Origin of the sequence: uncultured Roseibium sp. (genome assembly GCF_947494555.1) — a bacterium.
Taxonomy (GTDB): Bacteria; Pseudomonadota; Alphaproteobacteria; order Rhizobiales; family Stappiaceae; genus Roseibium.
The window spans coordinates 1010559-1026229 of the sequence record NZ_CANLVF010000002.1; the positions used below are offsets into that span (position 1 = coordinate 1010559).

Here is a 15671-nt window from a genome sequence, read left to right on the forward strand (position 1 = left end):
AATTGCCATGGTCCCGTCATTGGATGTCACTGGACCCCGGACTGCAATGATATTGAATTACTTCAGATATCCAATAGTATGATTTTTGATACTATATACAAAAATTCTGCCTACTTGCCCTAATGTACCGGACATCTATTCTCCCGTTCAGGAAAACCACTCATTGGACACAGGCTGGAATTTTAATGACGAGATTGGATGGAAAATTAGCGCTGGTAACCGGCGGATCGACTGGAATTGGCTATTCGACCGCCAAGATGTTTATGGATGAAGGTGCGTCAGTCTGCATCACCGGGCAAAATCAAGAACGGCTAGACGCCGCAATTGCATCACTCGGTAAAGACGCTATCGGCCGAAAAACCGACCAGACGGATTTGGCTGAAATAGATCGGCTTGTTGAATATTTGGACACTGAGTTTGGCAGGGTCGATACGGTGTTCCTCAATGCCGGCATTACCCTTCCCTGCCCCATCGGATCTGTCACCGAAGAACAGTTCGACCACCTTTTTCGCACCAATGTCAAAGGCCCGTTTTTCACGCTGCAAAAACTGATCCCTCTGCTTTCCGGCGGCGCAACCGTTGTGATCAACGCCTCAAATCTCGCTGATTTGGGAGTTCCCAACACGAGCGCCTATTCCGCCACGAAGGCATCGCTCGTCTCCATGACAAAGACATTCGGTGTGGAGCTGCTGCCGAAAGGGATCCGGGTCAATGCAGTCGCACCCGGTCCGATCGCTACGCCGAGTATGAGCAAGCTTGGAATGAGCGAAGAAGAGCTTCAGGGTCTGATGCAGATGCTTGAAGGCACGATCCCAATGGGCCGCATTGGTGCGGCGGAAGAAATTGCCAAAGCCGTCCTGTTCCTGGCAACGGCCGATTCATCCTATATGGCCGGCGAAACAATTACACTTGACGGCGGCTGGTCCAGCTTCTGAGCCATCGGAGTTCTTTGTAATACAGCGCCTTTAACATGCTCGAAGGCGTTCTTTTTTCGGTGTGAATATGAATACTAGTTTATGGAAACTGGGAGCTGTATTAGGTCTTCTGTCGAGCGTAGGTCCCTTCGCGATCGACATGTACCTGCCGGCATTACCGACGATTGCAATTGATCTCGGGACTTCGGTTTCAGCCAGCCAAGCTTCGATCATGGTCTTCCTGATTGCTCTCGGTCTAGGTCAGTTGGTTTATGGCCCCCTTTCTGACCAGTACGGACGCAAGACACCTCTCTTTGCTGGGCTCATCATCTTTCTGGCTGGCTCGCTAGGATGTCTCTTTGCACCCACTGTGGAATGGTTGATCGGAGCACGGTTCGTCCAAGGCGCGGGTGCCGCCGCAATGAGCGTCATTCCTCGGGCGATTGTGAGAGATAGACACACCGGGCATACCGCAACCAGGCTGATGTCGACCATCATGATTGTGGTTAGCGTATCGCCTTTGTTTGCACCACTCATCGGGAGCGGCTTGCTTCAGCTCGGAAGCTGGCGAATCGTTTTTGGCCTGCTTTGCCTGTTGGGGATCCTCGGTCTTTTCCTGACAAGCTCGGTGCTTTCTGAAACGCTACCGGCCGAAAATAGGCGCCCTGTCAATGTCGGAACCATGACCTCAGGGATGGCAACCCTGTTATCACACCGTCAATTCCTTTGCATGTCACTGGTGAACAGCTGCGGACTTGCCAGCTTCTTTGTGTTCATTGCGTCAGCACCATTCATATATACTGAAGTTTTCGGCTTAACGCCGACACAGTTCAGCTTAGCCTTCGCAATTAATGCGGTTGGATTCTTTGGAGCCAGTCAGTTTGCAGCGCCGCTGAGCAAACGTTTTGGCCCTCAGCCGCTCGTGTTCGGCGCTATCCTCGGATTTGCGTCGCTGACGGTATTGCTCATGACCTTGAGCATTATGAGCCAAACAGGACTTGTCACTATTTCCGTTGTGCTGGTTATTGCCAACGCTTGCCTTGGTCTGGTCATCCCAACCGCGTCAGTTCTTGCGATCCACGACCATCCTAAGATTGCGGGCCTCGCGTCATCGGTAGGCGGTGCAATGCAATGGATGTCAGGTGCCGCGGTGGTGCTCATAATGGGCCCATTTCTTGATGAAACGATCGTCACATTGACGGTATCGATCGCCCTTTGTGGATGCGCTGCGCTAACCTGCGCACTCCTTGCGACCCGAACGTCAAACGTCGTACACCTTTGACCGGCAGGGCTTACTTTCTGAATCCCGTCAAGGAGGGGCGTCACTCGACAGGCCCTTGTTCGAACTACCGTCTATAGGCATCATCTGAACTAGCGAACCAGTCGATGGACACCTTTTTCCTGTTATTGTTGGTGGCTGGCCTGCAAATCGCAGCAGCAGCGAGTCCTGGCCCAAATTTCATCTTAGTAAGCAGTTTCTCGACGCGTGAATCATTGCGTTCCGCGCTTATCGCGACAGGTGGAATAACCTTGGGAATCGCGATCTGGTCAAGCCTCGCCGTGCTTGGTTTGGGTACCCTGATCACATCTTCGCCAACGATGTTTCATATCGTGCAATACTTGGGTGCATTTTATCTCGCTTGGCTCGGCGCGAACATGCTCATTTCCAGCTTTAGGAACACAAAGCCGGACGCCGAGAGCGAAAACGTTTCCGGTACATCTTCGCCATTCCTCAAGGGCTTTCTTGTCAATATCGGCAATCCGAAGACGATTGCCTACTATACAAGCCTGTTCGCGGTCCTGATTCCGCCGGATGCACCGCTCTGGCTGCTTGCGGTGGTTGTTTTCGTTGACACCTTCGCTTGCGGTGCTTGGTGGGTCTTTGTCGCACTGCTGTTTGGTACCGCACCGGTCAAACGGGCCTTTTCAAAGTCACGCAAACTCATCGACAAGCTTTTTGGAAGTGTGCTGATTGCGCTCGGATTGAAACTCGCACTGGACAAACATTGATTTCAGCTTAGAGGGCTCCAGCCTGTTAGAAAGAAAATCGATATCGATCAGAAGGCTTCCAACCAGTGTCCGAGTCGTTGCTGAATTTTGGACCGGCAATCTGGGTAAGCTTAAGGACAAGTTTGAACCAGATGTCTGAGATTTATACGCAATCTATAGACATCAACACCTTTCCGGAATCGGTTTACGATCACTTTGTGAATCCCAAACAACTTGTGTCCTGGGGCGACGAACCTCAAAATTGAACTCTCCAAAACGGAAAATGGTTCAAAGCTGACTTTGGTTCATTCAGGACTTTCTCCAGAGGAATCATCCGGGCATGGAACTGGATGGAAGCATTTTCTGGCGCGTCTTGCGCTCGCAGCGTCTAGGGCATCGCCCGGAGAGGAACCCTGGAAAACGACGCCTCCGGTCCACGAATGATGATGGCCCTTCCCGGCTCATTGGCCGCTGTGATTTAGCCACCAACTGTGCATCGCTTCGAACATCTCCTCGAGGTCTAAAGCCCTCTGTGTTGCCGTGTATTCAACCCGTGGCGGCACTTCAGCATAAACCTTGCGCTCGACCAGGCCATCTCTTTCCAATGCGCGAAGCTGGTTGGTCAGCATCGTTTGAGTGACGCCATCACATAGCCGCCGTAGCTCATTAAATCTCTTGGTACCCTGAAATATCAGTATCTGAAGAATGATGAGCTTCCATTTCCCTCCGATAAGCTTGGCGATGTCCGGCATCGGGCAAAGCTCAGGCTCTGACGCATTCGCAGCGCCAGATTTCTGATCCGACGGTTTTGAGGTTTTTTCGAGCATTCGTTACCGCTCCATTCCATTAGTATCTTTTTTCGTACTATATACAAAAATTCTGCCTTCTTGTCGATGAAGACTAGGATGCAATATGGTTTCCGTCAAACGTTATAGCCCCGCAGATCTTCAATCTCCGGGCTAATCCGGAAAGGAAACCAGCATGCAACCGCTCAAAACAGGATCTCGGGAAGAATGGCTCGCAGCGCGCAAAGCACTCCTTGAGAAAGAGAAAGCACATACGAGACAGAAGGATGCGCTATCGGAAGAGCGCCGCTCCCTCCCTTGGGTGAAGATTGACAAAAACTACCTGTTTGAGACCGAAACTGGCGAAGTATCTCTTGCAGAGTTGTTTGGCGAAAAGCGCCAACTGATTGTCTACCATTTCATGTTCGGTCCTGAATGGACTGAGGGCTGCAAAAGCTGCTCCTTCTGGGCTGACAGCTTCAATGGCCTCGAACCTCATTTGAACGGCCGCGACATTGCATTCGTGGCGATTTCACGGGCTCCAATTAGCCTTCTCATGCCGTTCAAAAAACGGATGGGATGGAACTTCAACTGGGTGTCTTCGCATTCGAACAGCTTCAATGCGGACTTCGATGTCAGCTTTGGCTCTGACCACAAGCCGGAATACCCGGTGACCTACAACTTCAAGGAAAAGACATTCTATCCAATGGACGAAGCACACGGCACGAGTGTCTTTGCCAAGGACGACGCAGGCAACATCTATCACACATATTCAACATATGGCCGTGGGCTAGATGTGACCAACGCGGCCTACAGCTATATCGACATGGTACCCATGGGGCGGAATGAGCCCGCAGAGGGCAACCCTATGGAATGGGTCAGGCATCATGACGCCTATTGACCTGGGCGTCAGACAGATGCTTCGCAACGTACCCATGGCTGGGTCAGGCCTCATCATCATCACCCTGGCTTGCTGGATATTTTTCTTCTCTGGTGCAGGAACCGGTATGGACGTTTGGCGAATGTCCGTACCAGGGTTCCCTGATGTCACCAATCATGATGCAATGACGGGATCCCCTGCCAGCATCAGCGTGTTGTCAATGACATTCATGTGGTGGACCATGATGCTCGCGATGATGATGCCTGGGGCCTTTAGGCATCTACCGTCGCAAGGCACGGGGGACCTGTCTGCGACTGCAAATCTGCTCCGGTTTTGGATCAGCTACGCTGGCGTCTGGCTTGGGTTTTCCATCTTGGCAACCGCAATGCAGTATCTGCTTGTGGGTGCCGGCCTACTACATGGCATGAAAATGTGGAGCACCAACAGCTGGTTCAGCAGTGCGCTCCTCGCAGTAGCCGGGATTTATCAATTTACGGAGCTTAAGGCTCACAGTCTGGCAACGTGCCACGCCGCCCCATCTGATCGGACTCCCGTTCCGAATGGCGCCGTTTACGGCCTGAACTGCCTTATTTCCTCATTTCCTCTCATGCTGCTGCTCTTCATTGGCGGCGTCATGAACATCTATTGGGTCGCTCTACTGACTACTGTCGTGACACTGGAGAAGACCCTCCCAAACCCGAAGCCCCTCAGTATCGCCATCGGTGTCGCCTGTCTCTGCGCAGCCGTTGCGATGCTCACTTAATAAAACAAAACAAAGGCGAAACCCATGAAACCTAATTATGAACGCGCGCTTGTCATCGGCGGCAGCCGTGGCGCTGGCAAAGAGCTTGCGCTCTCACTCTCGCGTGAAGGAACAAATACCACTGTAGTGGCCAGGGGAGAGGTCTCTCTTGCAAAGCTGAAGGCTGACTCGCCAGACCTCAACACAATGGCGATGGACGCAACCTCTGACGGGGTGGCGGACAAGTTGATGAAGGAGATTGATCCCGATCTTCTGATCCTGACGGTTGGCTACGAGCCTAAAATGATCCCATTTTACAAGCAGTCGTGGGATGAGTTCAGTGGTGCATGGAATACTGATACCCGAATTGCTCATGCTTTCTCATCTGCCGCCCTTACCCAGCCTATGAAAAAAGGCGGCATTGTCGTGAGCTTTTCGAGCGGTGCCGGCCTCTCCGGTTCGCGGCTATCGGGAGGGTATGCCGGCGCAAAACGGATGCAGCACTTCCTGACTGACTATGCGCAAAAGGAATCCGAGCTTCTGGATCTGGGACTCACGTTCTATTCAATCATACCGAAGCAACTGATTCAGGGGACGGTCCTAGGCCTTGCGGCAGCTGAAGCATATTCAGCCGCAGTTGGCAAACCAGTCGCCCAGTTTCTCAATCAATGGGATGAGCCGCTAACTGCAAACAAGATTGCCAATCACGTTGCGTCGCTGTTGAGACACACTGAACCAACAGAAAACAAAGCCTATGTCATCACCGGCACAGGGATGGCGGCCGCATGAACTCCCGGTTTCTGATTACGTGGATCGGAGCGTTTGTCCTGACTGCGGTGACCAGCATCGTCTGGCATGTGGCCCTGTTTGAGCAGCGTTATGTCGAGCTTGGCGTTTTTACTCGCATGGCCGATCCGATCTACGCATTCGGTTTTCTTGCATGGATCATGGAAGCAACCGCAATTACCACTCTTTACATCCACTCCAAATGGGCAAACGACGGCCTTTGGGGAGCGCTTAAACTCAGCTGGTGCGTCAGCTTGTATGCAGCTGCGTCGGCTTTGGTGGGAACCGCTGCGAAGGTCGATATAACCGATCTGACGGGATGGTTCCTGATTGCGGGAGGTTTCATATTCCTGCACGGGACGATACTGGGTACCTGGTTGTCATTTGCCCCTAAAACCAAGGCGTCGCCAACCGGCTAAAGTGGATTCGATGATCCCAGCCGCCCATGTTGTGCAAGTTTCAGAAGGATCGGCCGTGTGACCGATCCTTCGTTTTTCTTGAACTGACCCAATACAAGTGGCCGATTGAACACATCTGCTCCGACTTGACCCGAAGCTCCACCTGATGACCCGATACTTTTGCCGTCCTTACCAGCATAAAGACTATCCACGTATTTGCGACATCCACGATGCCGCTCGTTTGGATGAGCTGCGACTGTCAAATCTGCAGGAAGCGTTCATTCCGCTTCGCATCGCTGCGGCGCGGGAAGGTCTTTTCGAATACCAGTTGCTTGTTGCTGAAATGAATGGCCGTGTTGATGGGTTTGTCGCATTTTCAGCATCTGAACTCACCTGGCTTTATGTTAATCCAGACTGCTATCGAACCGGTATCGGCTCACTTTTGGCGCAAGCCGCGGTTGACCGAAGTGGGCCCGAGATTTTTCTGGAGGTGATTTCAGGCAATGAGCCTGCGCTTGCCTTCTACAGATCAGTCGGCTTTGAGCATGTTCATACCGCTTCAGGAGCGATGCCGGGCAATGAGGCCTTTCGTATCACAGCTCATGTCATGAGCTACGACAAGACAAAGAACAGTGCTTGAGATTGTGCCTTGCTGACGATTTGCAGTTATTTTGAATGTCAGGGCACCTTTGCGCGCCATCCTCGGCCTCTTTCACTATCGCAATGCAGGAAACGAGGGCACTGAAGGTGAGCGTTCTCGCGCGCTTTTCACCTTCTTTTCTCGGTTATTCAGATAATGCAACAGGTTTTCCAGCGTTGGTGTCCAACCGTCTTCATGGAATATCCGGCTGGCTTCATCCATCAGCCCATCGTGTTTAAGCACCAGCTCCGTCTTGTCACCCCTGGAGGCAAGTGTGATCGTCACTTGACTGGTTTCGTTCCGCCCTTCCCACGCCCAGGAAAAGACCAACTCTTTCTGAGGTTCAATATGCTGATAGGTGCCATAGGCTGTCAGGAAGTTCCCCATTTCCGGTGGCGGCCGCATCGGGGCATCACTCGCATCCATGACAATACGAAAAGAGCCACCAATTTCCAGATTGGCCTCAACTTCGACAGCCTTCATACCCAGCGGGCAAAACCATTGCTTCATAAGCTCTGGCTGTGTCCAGGCATCCCAAACCTCTTCGGGCGCAGCATTCAAAATACGCGTTTGCAAAACGCTGTGGCTGGAGCTCATTTGCCTGTATTCTTTCCTGTGTCCTTGGCGCTGATTTGACCAAGAAACGTATCCAGCCTGTCCAGGTTGTCTGACCAGAAGTGCCGGTAGAAAGACAGCCAATCGAAGGCTGCACGCAATGGCTCCACATTCAGGCTGCAAATGTGTTTGCGGCCATCAAGCTGCTTCTCAACCAATCCCGCAGACTGAAGAACTGACAGGTGCTTGGAAAACCCTGCTGCCGAGAGTGCAAACGGTTCTGCCAGTTCTCCCACAGTGGCTGGTCCTTCGGCCAGCCTGGCGAGCGTTGCCATCCGCACAGGATCGCTGAGCGCAGAAAAGGTGCGCACAAGTTCTGGGGTTATCTCTTGCATCTATGCCCTCGTTGACCGCGGAATGGGAAGAATGCCCGTAGGCTAGGCGGCTTGCTCGTCGGGGAATTGTTTTGAGTCTGTATAGAGTTCTTGCCTCGCGATTTTATCGCCGACAAAGGTGAAAATATCGCACATTTCCAACTCCTTCTCACCGTCAGGCATCGTTGCCACCAACGTGAAGACATGCACGACATGATTGCCTTGGGCGATATGGCGTGAATCCTTCACATAGCCACAAAACCCGACCAGATGCGCAACATAGGCATCTGGTTCATCGAAGTTCATCATCGGAGCTTTGAACGTAAAGTCATCGGTCAACAGCGGGCGGATCATAGAAGCATCTTGCGCGGTGGCACCCGCGTAAAATTGATCAAGTGCTGCCTTTTGGGTCGGGGTCATGGGATTGTCCTGATATTTCTTTTCGCTACCTGGCTAATATTTCGCTAAACAGCTTAGTTGTCAAGCCCTACCTCTGTTGACCGTCATTGTGAATCCGAATGCCATGACGGCACTCCTCACAAACTCTGGTTTTTACAACATACTCATGAGGAGACCTTTGTGGCGGTTCGTTGCCATCGAACGCAGCTGCTTTTGGCTCAAACACAAACGCCTGTTACCGTCGCAGGGCATCGCCTACGGGAACAGAGATCGTCGCATATGTTTCAGCAATGGCGGGCTCAAAGCGTGTTTCGTGACAGCACGCCACCATTCAGGCAGCCGCAGGAACCGGGAGCACATCGGCGATTACCAGCGGATGAGCCGGCATGTCTAGAACGTGAGCGCGTCGTCCGCCATTTGAGTTCCAGGATGCACGAACCCGGTCAAGGGTTTCAGGAAAACGGCTTCCCAATGCCGGTATCAAGATACGCTTTCAGGCTGTCGACAAAGAACATGTCCCAGCCCGCCTCGCAAATCTCATAGCAATGCAAGTCCGGCGTCAGGCCCTCATGTTCAAGCTGGATGTCGGTAACGCCGTCTTTCTCTTCGATCGACCAGACTGCCCGGGTGCCGAGCCATTCCGTCTCTATCTCATCCGGCAAGCCATCATGAATATGCAGGGCCTCAACGCATTCCCACTCAACAAGATCTGGATCCAGCTTCGTCGCCTTGAACGACCAATAACCCTTGCGGCCGGCAAAACCGAACTTGGCAACATCGCCCTCGTTCTCGAATTTACCTGCTTCACTCGTCCACCACCTGTCGATACCAGTTGTAAGAGCGTCGAACGCAACCTCTTTAGTCGCAATCACGCGGATGGATTTCTTGTAGTTCCGGCCGTTCATTTCTTCCCTCTTTCGTTCAGTGTCTTTAGCGCGGGCTCTTTACCTGCCTGGTACACCCACAAAATTTTAACTTGCAAACCTGCACTTTGTTTTCGAGTCGAGCGGATGCGTGCCTATTCAGCTTTCTGGTAAATATTGAGATTTCTGCATTTTAGTAGACTCATTTTTCAGAGAGATCAATATTTAACTTGCATTAAGAAAGTGATTTGGATATTTGAATCTCATGATATCCATTCCCCAGAAGACAGGCTCGATTGCCCACGGCGCTTCGCAGCTTTCATCTTGGGCGTAAGCTGGAGCCTCATCATTTTGCGCGACCAGCTGTTCAAAGAACCATTGCATTTTGTTGGGCTCGCAAAGTCTGCCGAAGACATCTCGACAAACCATCCCATCACTCGGCTGAACAAGATTCTACAAGGAGGGTTGATGAAGAAGCTGGAAGGAGAAAGCGGCTCGCTGCACCTCGAATTTGCCCTGACTGAAACGGGCGACGCGCGCCTGCCAGTCTTCGCTGACAGAATCGCCTGGGCGGAAGCCGGGACAAAGACTCCACCGTTCCGGGTGGAGATCCAAACCGCATCAAGACAGATAGAGCCCCTGTCCAGGTTCCAGGTCGCCACGAAATGCACAACTCCACGGAAGGTAATTGAGTATGGAACCCACCATCTACACAATCAGCGGCTCTCCGCGTGGCTGGCGAGTACTCCTTGGCATGGTCATCAAGGACCTAGATTTGAATGTGAAATATCTCAGCTTGTCGGACGGCGAGCACAAGTCAGACGACTACCTTGAAATTAATCCGCGCGGCCGCGTCCCTTCTCTCGTTGCCGGCGATGTTGTTATCACCGATTCACTGGCGATCCTGTCTTGGTTTGATCAGCAATATCCTGACCGTCCACTGTTCGGCGGTAGTCCGCAGGAACACGCGAAAATCTGGTCCACCACCCGAGATACAACAGACAAGCTGCGGGATGGCATGAACGCCCTGCTTCTCCCGATCTTCTTCAAAGGTGCAGACGAGGTGACGTCAGAGCTGCAGGATGCCGCCGATACGGTCATGTATGAACTTCAGTGGCTCGAAAACCGGCTGGACGGTCAGAACTTCATGGCCGGTGACACCCCAACTGCGGCCGATGCAGTTACATATCCGGAAGTCCGCATTCTGGCTCGAGCGCTCGAAACACATTCAGATCTCATGACACAGCTGGGCTTCGTCGATCTCGATCAGAAATTCCCCAAAGGACATGCATGGGCGCGGCGCCTTGAAGCCCTCGACGGCTTTGAGAAATGCCTGCCGGTCCATTGGAACAGCTAAACAATCAGCGCTGCTGCAAACGTCGATGACACACGGAGGCAATGAATGAGCATACTTGTGCACAATATCAGTGGCTCTCCCATGGGTTGGAGAGTCTTGCTGGGGTTCGCGTTCAAAGGCGTCGACTATGAGGTGAACTACCTCAACGGGTCAGAAAGGGAGCACAAACAGCCCCGCTATTTGGCCATCAATCCGCACGGCAAGGTTCCTGCTGTCGAGTACAATGGTGAGATCTTCCTGGAGTCACTTAGCATTCTGGGATTGCTCGACAATTGGTTTCCGGAACGCCCGCTCTTCGGGAGCAGTCCCGACAGCATGAAACGAATATGGCGAACAACCACACGGCACAGCGACTATCTGCTCAACGCAACGAACGCGGTTGTGTTTCCGGTCTTTAATGGTTCCGAGGGCGAGCCCAAACTGGACCCTGCCGACCCCAACCAGATTGCCCGCGCTTCCAAGCTTCTCAAAACCGAACTCGCCGTTCTTGAGCAACTTCTGCAGAATGGCGCATTTCTATGTGGCGAAGAACCGTCGGCGGCCGATGCAGTGGCTTTTCCGGACGTTGCGCGGGTGATGCGGGCTTGGGAGACGAAACCCGCTTCAATGAAGCTGTTTGGAATTGAGAATTTCCATGAAATGTTCCCGCTTCTGTCGGCCTGGCAAGGAAGAATATCGGTTCTTGAGGGTGTCGCCTCTACCCGACCACCACATTGGAAATAAACATGAAACTTTATGATGCTCAGGCAGCAAACGCGAAACGCGTAAGGATTTTCATAGCTGAAAAGGGGATTGAAGTCCCAAAGGTGGAGCTGGTGTTGGGCGACGACACGCGGACCACCGAATTTAGAAAGCTCAACTCGCTCGGCGAGGTCCCTGTTTTGGAGCTCGACGACGGGAACGTCATAACCGATAGCATCGCCATTTGCCGGTATTTGGATGCTCTCTTTCCCGACGCTCCCCTCATGGGGCGCAGTCCTGTTGAGATCGGGCTAATTGAGATGTGGAGCCAGAGGATCTATCAGGAGCTGTTCCTTCCCATAGGCCTGATGGTGCGTCACCAGTTGCCGCTCTTTGCAAGTGTTATCGAACAAGTCCCGGACTTTGCCGCCGCCCAACGGCGTGTGATGCCAAAAAAATGGCAATGGTTGGATCAAGAGCTCTCAGATGGGAGGCCGTTTATTGCTGGCGATACTTTCACGTTCGCAGATGTGCAGGGCATGACCGCGTTGATGCTTGCCGACATTTTTGACCTCGCTGCGCCAGAAGATTGCCACCATGCCATCAGATGGTCTGCTGGCGTTCGCAACCGTGAAAGTTGGAAAGCGTAGCGGGTTTTTGGCTCTTATTGACAAAGGACATAACTTGACGCCTGAGAAAACCGGCGCTGCTAGTACACCTACTTCGCCTTTGTATTTCGATCATATCGCGGTAGGTGCCACTACTCTTGATGTGGGGGCGGCTTATATCCAAGAAACCTTAGGCATAGTCATGCCACCTGGCGGGAAACATCCCCGTATGGGGACACACAACTTGCTCACGTCGTTGGGACCGACCTCGTTTCTAGAGGTAATCGCCATCGATCCAGACGCCCCCAGTCCAATGACTCCCCGTTGGTACAATCTTGATAGATTTCAGGGTCCGCCACGGATTCTTACCTGGGTCGTGGGAACAGACTCGATCCATCGAGAGATTGATAGGCTAAATGGTCTCGCCGGAGAAGTTACGCAGGTTTCACGCGGCAACCTTACCTGGGACATCTCGGTGCCAAGCGATGGCTCGATGCCGCTTGATGGTGCGTTCCCAACTTTGTTGCAATGGCCGCGCGGCGCGCACGTGGCTGCCAGTATGGGCAGTCGCGGATGCAGCATAAAATCCCTCAATGTGCGCCATCCGGAAGCTCAGTTCATTACAAACTGGCTTGGTAACAGGTACAAAGGAACCAGCATCGAAGTCACAAGCGGCTCTTTCAAGCTGGAAGCAGAAATCGAAACCCCACAAGGATCCAGGATACTTGATTGAACGTCCCAACGACTTCATTTTTACAACTTAGTTTGGCTGTGTTACGTAGGACTCATGGCTAAAATATCCAAAGAACAATGGGTTGGTTGCCCCTTCCGATACGCTGCGGCTGCATTTGGTGACAAATGGAGCTTGCTAATCCTTCGCGACATTATGTTCGGGACGGCAATGCGCTATTCGGATTTCGTGAGCTCGGAAGAGGGTATCGCCACGAACGTGTTGGCAAACCGGCTGGAGCACCTGGTAAACAAAGAGATCCTCGAAAAGACGCCCGATCCGGACGATGCCCGAAAATCGATCTACCTGCTGACGAGCAAAGGAAAAGATCTGGCTCCCGTGTTTCTGGCTATGGTCCAATGGTCGCAGAAGTGGGACGACAAGACATTGGTTCCGCAGGATTACCTCGCCAACTTGGTTGCGGGGAGCGCTCCGAATCCTCAAGGTGAAGCATGAGCACGAATATTACTTTTGATTTGCAATCCAAACGCATTACCATTTTCAACAAATTGTCGTGCCTCCGCGGCTCGCTTCAAAGCACACAAGCACCAGAATGAAATCCGAACGAGAGAAAATGGCGGCAGGAGATTGGTATTCCTGCCTGGATCCCGAGCTGGACGCACTCAGAAAAGTCGCGCAGTCTGCGGTCCACGAGCACAACCTTATGCATCCAGCCGATCGCGATGGTATGGGCCCATCATTGCGAAAGTTGCTTAACGCTCCAAGGGCCATTATCGAAGCCCCCTTTTATTGCCCATACGGTTTCAACATAGCGCTTGGCGATGATACGTTCCTGAATGCAGGTTGCACAATTTTGGATAGTGCCTCCGTTACGATTGGCAACCAGTGTCAGCTTGGACCGAATGTCCAAATCTATTGCGCTGAACATCATCAGGACCCAGACAAGCGGGCTGCCGGTCTCGAAATCGCCCTGCCAGTGACGATCGGCAATCAGGTCTGGATTGGTGGCGCTGCTGTGATCCTTCCAGGTGTCACGATTGGTGACCGTGCTATTGTTGGCGCTGGCAGCGTCGTGACGAAGAACGTCGCTGCAAACACAATAGTAGTAGGAAATCCGGCCAAGCCTATAAGCCGCTCCCGAACGGCAGGCCCATGACATCACTTACCAGATTTCACCTGACGCCCAAAGACCTCGTGGGGCAAAGGTTTGCTCCCAACACGTTTGGCGGTATCCGAATAGCTCTGATGGGATTTTGCCCTCCACCTCGAAGTTTGGACGCGTATCAACCCCAGTCAGAAACCGATCAACACTTCATCCACGTTTCCCCACGCAGCGTGAGGACCATCAAGCATGGATCACTGAAGCTCCTCTCTCTTGAGCATGTCTATGGAGGGCCTGTAGCATCTTCAACTGTGGAAGAGCTGGCTTTTTACGGATTTGACTACATTCTTGCCTATGGTCTTGCAGGTGGGCTGGGAACGAAGGGCCTGGCCATGGGGGACTTCTATGTCGTTAATTCGGCAACCGCCTTCGATGGTACTTCTCGTCATTATTCACCCGATAGGAAATTCAAACCAGACTTCCCCCTGGCAGACGAGGTCGCAGACCTGTGGGACCAAACGCAAGAGGTGAAAATGCATCCTGTAAACGCGGCTACTGGCGATGCTATCTATCGCGAAGATGACCGAATGCTGGATGAATTTCGCTCAAATGGATGCGATATCGTCAATTTGGATTCCTCTCATCTGTACGCAGTTTCAAAAAACAACAGCGAAGGCAAAATCCTCAAGACTATCCAGTGCGGGGTTATCTCAGACGTGATTTCCGCGCAGGTCGAAGAGGTGGCAGAGAGCACCTTATCAGTCATGCTCTCAAATGAGCCCACAGGTGAACTTAATCCGCTGGAAAGAACCGGCGATGTCGTTTCCTTCTATATTGAAAAATTAGCTCCTACGCTCGCAATCACGTGAGCTGAATGTACTTGCCATGAAAATCCCTAAACTTGACAGCGAGCGGCTACCGTCGGTCCCACCAGGCAAACGCGGGCTCGATGCCTATCAAAGGTTCTACACTGACAAGGATGCCTCAAGGACATATGTCGGGCCATTATCACCCGGCCAGACGCGACCGCGCCTCAAATCGGATTTGGGATCATAGCGCCTGTCGGATTTCGGCGTTTGGATGATGGAACTCAATCAAACAAGCGAGATTCTCGGCACATGTGGATACTCGCATGGATTGGGGGGAAAAAATTCGGCGAGCGGACTTTCCTGACGGTCTGCAGCGTGATTTTTTCTCTGCTCTGCCCCGGACCTAAACCGTAGCGTGAGCAGGCTCAACGCTTACGGACGTTGCAACAAGGTTCTCTGGTTTCAAGGAGGGTCTACATTGAACCGCGAAAGCCACACTGTATGCTGGCCGCATTCAGGGTCTTCAATGACATGGGATATCACGTCGAAGCCATTCAGATTTAGCAAATTTGCATACTGTTCTGTGCTTAAACTGGAGTGGTAAAGAGGATCCCCTTCAAGTTCTCCCTTAACCTCTCCACGAGCCGGACCGCTTGTAAACATCAACGCAGTGCCTGGCAACGCGTGCTGTTTAAAGGTTGAAAACATATGGCTCTGTTCGTCCGGTGAGAGATGAAACAGACTATTCCAAGCCAAAATTCCGTGAAATTTTAAATCCAGCCGAAAGGCGCGCATGTCTGCGAGGAGCCAGTTGGCCTCTGGAACCCTTTTTTTTGCAATTTCAATCAATTCCGGTGCAGCATCAATGCCTGTCACCTTGCAGCTCAGGTCTACAAGGTGCCGACCGATAGGTTCTCCCGAACCACAGCCCAGGTCGAGTACGGAGGGAGCCTCGGGCATAACCGATACGAACCGGTTGATCCATTTGCGCTCCGGCATATCCGTTCCGCGCAAATTGGTCCACGTATTGGCATGGCGGCGATACACATCGATTACCTGGTTGCCCTTACTCGCCATAGGTTATTCCTAACTATACAG

At 52.4% G+C, this 15671-nt stretch carries 22 protein-coding genes and 1 pseudogene; 17 read left to right on the forward strand and 6 right to left on the reverse strand.

Annotation, left to right across the window (positions count from 1 at the left end; translation table 11 throughout):
• The first annotated feature begins 185 nt into the window (after positions 1–185).
• The 4 genes from Q0915_RS13130 to Q0915_RS32090 all read left to right on the forward strand — a co-directional run bounded on the left by Q0915_RS13130 (position 186) and on the right by Q0915_RS32090 (position 3347).
• The gene (locus Q0915_RS13130; protein WP_299471976.1) at positions 186–935 is read left to right on the forward strand and encodes an SDR family oxidoreductase; all 750 of its coding nucleotides are present in this window, start codon (positions 186–188) and stop codon (positions 933–935) included.
• A 67-nt stretch (positions 936–1002) separates the two neighbouring features.
• Positions 1003–2196, forward strand: coding sequence for a multidrug effflux MFS transporter (locus Q0915_RS13135; protein WP_299471977.1), 1194 nt, complete (start codon positions 1003–1005; stop codon positions 2194–2196).
• A 104-nt stretch (positions 2197–2300) separates the two neighbouring features.
• Complete coding sequence (locus Q0915_RS13140) at positions 2301–2924, forward strand: LysE family translocator (RefSeq protein WP_299471978.1); 624 nt, start codon at positions 2301–2303, stop codon at positions 2922–2924.
• A 213-nt stretch (positions 2925–3137) separates the two neighbouring features.
• Positions 3138–3347, forward strand: coding sequence for an SRPBCC domain-containing protein (locus tag Q0915_RS32090; RefSeq protein ID WP_366525284.1), 210 nt, complete (start codon positions 3138–3140; stop codon positions 3345–3347).
• 17 nt (positions 3348–3364) lie between these two features.
• Here the strand turns inward: Q0915_RS32090 and Q0915_RS13145 are convergent, their stop codons facing one another.
• Positions 3365–3730 (reverse strand): helix-turn-helix domain-containing protein, encoded by a 366-nt coding sequence (locus Q0915_RS13145; protein WP_366525285.1) that lies wholly within the window; start codon positions 3728–3730, stop codon positions 3365–3367.
• A 154-nt stretch (positions 3731–3884) separates the two neighbouring features.
• Between Q0915_RS13145 and Q0915_RS13150 the strand changes: the two genes are divergently transcribed.
• The 5 genes from Q0915_RS13150 to Q0915_RS13170 all read left to right on the forward strand — a co-directional run bounded on the left by Q0915_RS13150 (position 3885) and on the right by Q0915_RS13170 (position 7134).
• Positions 3885–4589 carry a DUF899 domain-containing protein gene (locus Q0915_RS13150; protein ID WP_299471979.1) on the forward strand — a complete coding sequence of 235 codons (705 nt, stop codon included), beginning with the start codon at positions 3885–3887 and terminating at the stop codon, positions 4587–4589.
• Positions 4576–5331: a DUF2182 domain-containing protein gene (locus Q0915_RS13155; protein ID WP_299471980.1), complete on the forward strand. Its 756-nt coding sequence runs from the start codon at positions 4576–4578 to the stop codon at positions 5329–5331. Before Q0915_RS13150 ends, Q0915_RS13155 begins: the two co-directional genes overlap by 14 nt.
• A 24-nt stretch (positions 5332–5355) precedes the next feature.
• On the forward strand, positions 5356–6099 hold the full coding sequence (locus Q0915_RS13160) for an SDR family oxidoreductase (RefSeq protein WP_299471981.1): 744 nt from the start codon (positions 5356–5358) through the stop codon (positions 6097–6099).
• Positions 6096–6515 carry a hypothetical protein gene (locus tag Q0915_RS13165; RefSeq protein ID WP_299471982.1) on the forward strand — a complete coding sequence of 140 codons (420 nt, stop codon included), beginning with the start codon at positions 6096–6098 and terminating at the stop codon, positions 6513–6515. The genes Q0915_RS13160 and Q0915_RS13165 overlap by 4 nt, the downstream gene beginning before the upstream one ends.
• 145 nt (positions 6516–6660) lie before the next feature.
• Positions 6661–7134 (forward strand): GNAT family N-acetyltransferase, encoded by a 474-nt coding sequence (locus Q0915_RS13170; protein WP_299471983.1) that lies wholly within the window; start codon positions 6661–6663, stop codon positions 7132–7134.
• A gap of 75 nt (positions 7135–7209) precedes the next feature.
• On the opposite strand, the gene Q0915_RS13175 is transcribed toward Q0915_RS13170, so the two are convergent.
• The 4 genes from Q0915_RS13175 to Q0915_RS13190 form a co-directional block, all read right to left on the reverse strand.
• A complete protein-coding gene (locus Q0915_RS13175) occupies positions 7210–7731 on the reverse strand; it encodes an SRPBCC domain-containing protein (protein ID WP_299471984.1) in 522 nt (173 codons plus the stop codon).
• Positions 7728–8084, reverse strand: a complete 357-nt coding sequence (locus Q0915_RS13180) for a metalloregulator ArsR/SmtB family transcription factor (RefSeq protein WP_299471985.1) — start codon at positions 8082–8084, stop codon at positions 7728–7730. The genes Q0915_RS13175 and Q0915_RS13180 overlap by 4 nt, the downstream gene beginning before the upstream one ends.
• 42 nt (positions 8085–8126) lie before the next feature.
• Positions 8127–8483: a nuclear transport factor 2 family protein gene (locus tag Q0915_RS13185; protein ID WP_108872929.1), complete on the reverse strand. Its 357-nt coding sequence runs from the start codon at positions 8481–8483 to the stop codon at positions 8127–8129.
• 431 nt (positions 8484–8914) lie between these two features.
• Positions 8915–9367, reverse strand: a complete 453-nt coding sequence (locus tag Q0915_RS13190) for an SRPBCC domain-containing protein (protein WP_299471986.1) — start codon at positions 9365–9367, stop codon at positions 8915–8917.
• A 201-nt stretch (positions 9368–9568) separates the two neighbouring features.
• On the opposite strand from Q0915_RS13190, the pseudogene Q0915_RS32095 reads away from it, so the two are divergent.
• The 8 genes and pseudogenes from Q0915_RS32095 to Q0915_RS13225 form a co-directional block, all read left to right on the forward strand.
• A pseudogene (locus Q0915_RS32095) lies at positions 9569–9892 on the forward strand (winged helix-turn-helix transcriptional regulator); the annotation flags it as partial.
• A gap of 127 nt (positions 9893–10019) precedes the next feature.
• Positions 10020–10682, forward strand: a complete 663-nt coding sequence (locus Q0915_RS13195; RefSeq protein WP_299471987.1) for a glutathione S-transferase family protein — start codon at positions 10020–10022, stop codon at positions 10680–10682.
• 45 nt (positions 10683–10727) lie between these two features.
• Complete coding sequence (locus Q0915_RS13200) at positions 10728–11405, forward strand: glutathione S-transferase family protein (RefSeq protein ID WP_299471988.1); 678 nt, start codon at positions 10728–10730, stop codon at positions 11403–11405.
• 2 nt (positions 11406–11407) lie between these two features.
• Positions 11408–12013: a glutathione S-transferase family protein gene (locus tag Q0915_RS13205; protein ID WP_299471989.1), complete on the forward strand. Its 606-nt coding sequence runs from the start codon at positions 11408–11410 to the stop codon at positions 12011–12013.
• Positions 11961–12704 (forward strand): VOC family protein, encoded by a 744-nt coding sequence (locus tag Q0915_RS13210; RefSeq protein WP_299471990.1) that lies wholly within the window; start codon positions 11961–11963, stop codon positions 12702–12704. The genes Q0915_RS13205 and Q0915_RS13210 overlap by 53 nt, the downstream gene beginning before the upstream one ends.
• A gap of 54 nt (positions 12705–12758) precedes the next feature.
• Positions 12759–13157, forward strand: coding sequence for a helix-turn-helix domain-containing protein (locus Q0915_RS13215; protein ID WP_299471991.1), 399 nt, complete (start codon positions 12759–12761; stop codon positions 13155–13157).
• A 97-nt stretch (positions 13158–13254) separates the two neighbouring features.
• Positions 13255–13818: a sugar O-acetyltransferase gene (locus tag Q0915_RS13220; protein ID WP_299471992.1), complete on the forward strand. Its 564-nt coding sequence runs from the start codon at positions 13255–13257 to the stop codon at positions 13816–13818.
• Complete coding sequence (locus tag Q0915_RS13225) at positions 13815–14633, forward strand: hypothetical protein (RefSeq protein ID WP_299471993.1); 819 nt, start codon at positions 13815–13817, stop codon at positions 14631–14633. The genes Q0915_RS13220 and Q0915_RS13225 overlap by 4 nt, the downstream gene beginning before the upstream one ends.
• A 402-nt stretch (positions 14634–15035) precedes the next feature.
• Here Q0915_RS13225 and Q0915_RS13230 read toward each other — a convergent pair whose 3' ends face one another.
• Positions 15036–15650, reverse strand: a complete 615-nt coding sequence (locus tag Q0915_RS13230) for a class I SAM-dependent methyltransferase (protein ID WP_299471994.1) — start codon at positions 15648–15650, stop codon at positions 15036–15038.
• Positions 15651–15671: the final 21 nt, after the last annotated feature.

Bases quoted from the DNA above. Each gene is read 5' to 3' on its own strand.
- Q0915_RS13130 (WP_299471976.1), top strand. From the start codon at position 186: ATGACGAGATTGGATGGAAAATTAGCGCTGGTAACCGGCGGATCGACT.
- Q0915_RS13135 (WP_299471977.1), top strand. From the start codon at position 1,003: ATGAATACTAGTTTATGGAAACTGGGAGCTGTATTAGGTCTTCTGTCG.
- Q0915_RS13140 (WP_299471978.1), top strand. From the start codon at position 2,301: ATGGACACCTTTTTCCTGTTATTGTTGGTGGCTGGCCTGCAAATCGCA.
- Q0915_RS13145 (WP_366525285.1), bottom strand. From the start codon at position 3,730: ATGCTCGAAAAAACCTCAAAACCGTCGGATCAGAAATCTGGCGCTGCG.
- Q0915_RS13150 (WP_299471979.1), top strand. From the start codon at position 3,885: ATGCAACCGCTCAAAACAGGATCTCGGGAAGAATGGCTCGCAGCGCGC.
- Q0915_RS13155 (WP_299471980.1), top strand. From the start codon at position 4,576: ATGACGCCTATTGACCTGGGCGTCAGACAGATGCTTCGCAACGTACCC.
- Q0915_RS13160 (WP_299471981.1), top strand. From the start codon at position 5,356: ATGAAACCTAATTATGAACGCGCGCTTGTCATCGGCGGCAGCCGTGGC.
- Q0915_RS13165 (WP_299471982.1), top strand. From the start codon at position 6,096: ATGAACTCCCGGTTTCTGATTACGTGGATCGGAGCGTTTGTCCTGACT.
- Q0915_RS13170 (WP_299471983.1), top strand. From the start codon at position 6,661: ATGACCCGATACTTTTGCCGTCCTTACCAGCATAAAGACTATCCACGT.
- Q0915_RS13175 (WP_299471984.1), bottom strand. From the start codon at position 7,731: ATGAGCTCCAGCCACAGCGTTTTGCAAACGCGTATTTTGAATGCTGCG.
- Q0915_RS13180 (WP_299471985.1), bottom strand. From the start codon at position 8,084: ATGCAAGAGATAACCCCAGAACTTGTGCGCACCTTTTCTGCGCTCAGC.
- Q0915_RS13185 (WP_108872929.1), bottom strand. From the start codon at position 8,483: ATGACCCCGACCCAAAAGGCAGCACTTGATCAATTTTACGCGGGTGCC.
- Q0915_RS13190 (WP_299471986.1), bottom strand. From the start codon at position 9,367: ATGAACGGCCGGAACTACAAGAAATCCATCCGCGTGATTGCGACTAAA.
- Q0915_RS13195 (WP_299471987.1), top strand. From the start codon at position 10,020: ATGGAACCCACCATCTACACAATCAGCGGCTCTCCGCGTGGCTGGCGA.
- Q0915_RS13200 (WP_299471988.1), top strand. From the start codon at position 10,728: ATGAGCATACTTGTGCACAATATCAGTGGCTCTCCCATGGGTTGGAGA.
- Q0915_RS13205 (WP_299471989.1), top strand. From the start codon at position 11,408: ATGAAACTTTATGATGCTCAGGCAGCAAACGCGAAACGCGTAAGGATT.
- Q0915_RS13210 (WP_299471990.1), top strand. From the start codon at position 11,961: ATGCCATCAGATGGTCTGCTGGCGTTCGCAACCGTGAAAGTTGGAAAG.
- Q0915_RS13215 (WP_299471991.1), top strand. From the start codon at position 12,759: ATGGCTAAAATATCCAAAGAACAATGGGTTGGTTGCCCCTTCCGATAC.
- Q0915_RS13220 (WP_299471992.1), top strand. From the start codon at position 13,255: ATGAAATCCGAACGAGAGAAAATGGCGGCAGGAGATTGGTATTCCTGC.
- Q0915_RS13225 (WP_299471993.1), top strand. From the start codon at position 13,815: ATGACATCACTTACCAGATTTCACCTGACGCCCAAAGACCTCGTGGGG.
- Q0915_RS13230 (WP_299471994.1), bottom strand. From the start codon at position 15,650: ATGGCGAGTAAGGGCAACCAGGTAATCGATGTGTATCGCCGCCATGCC.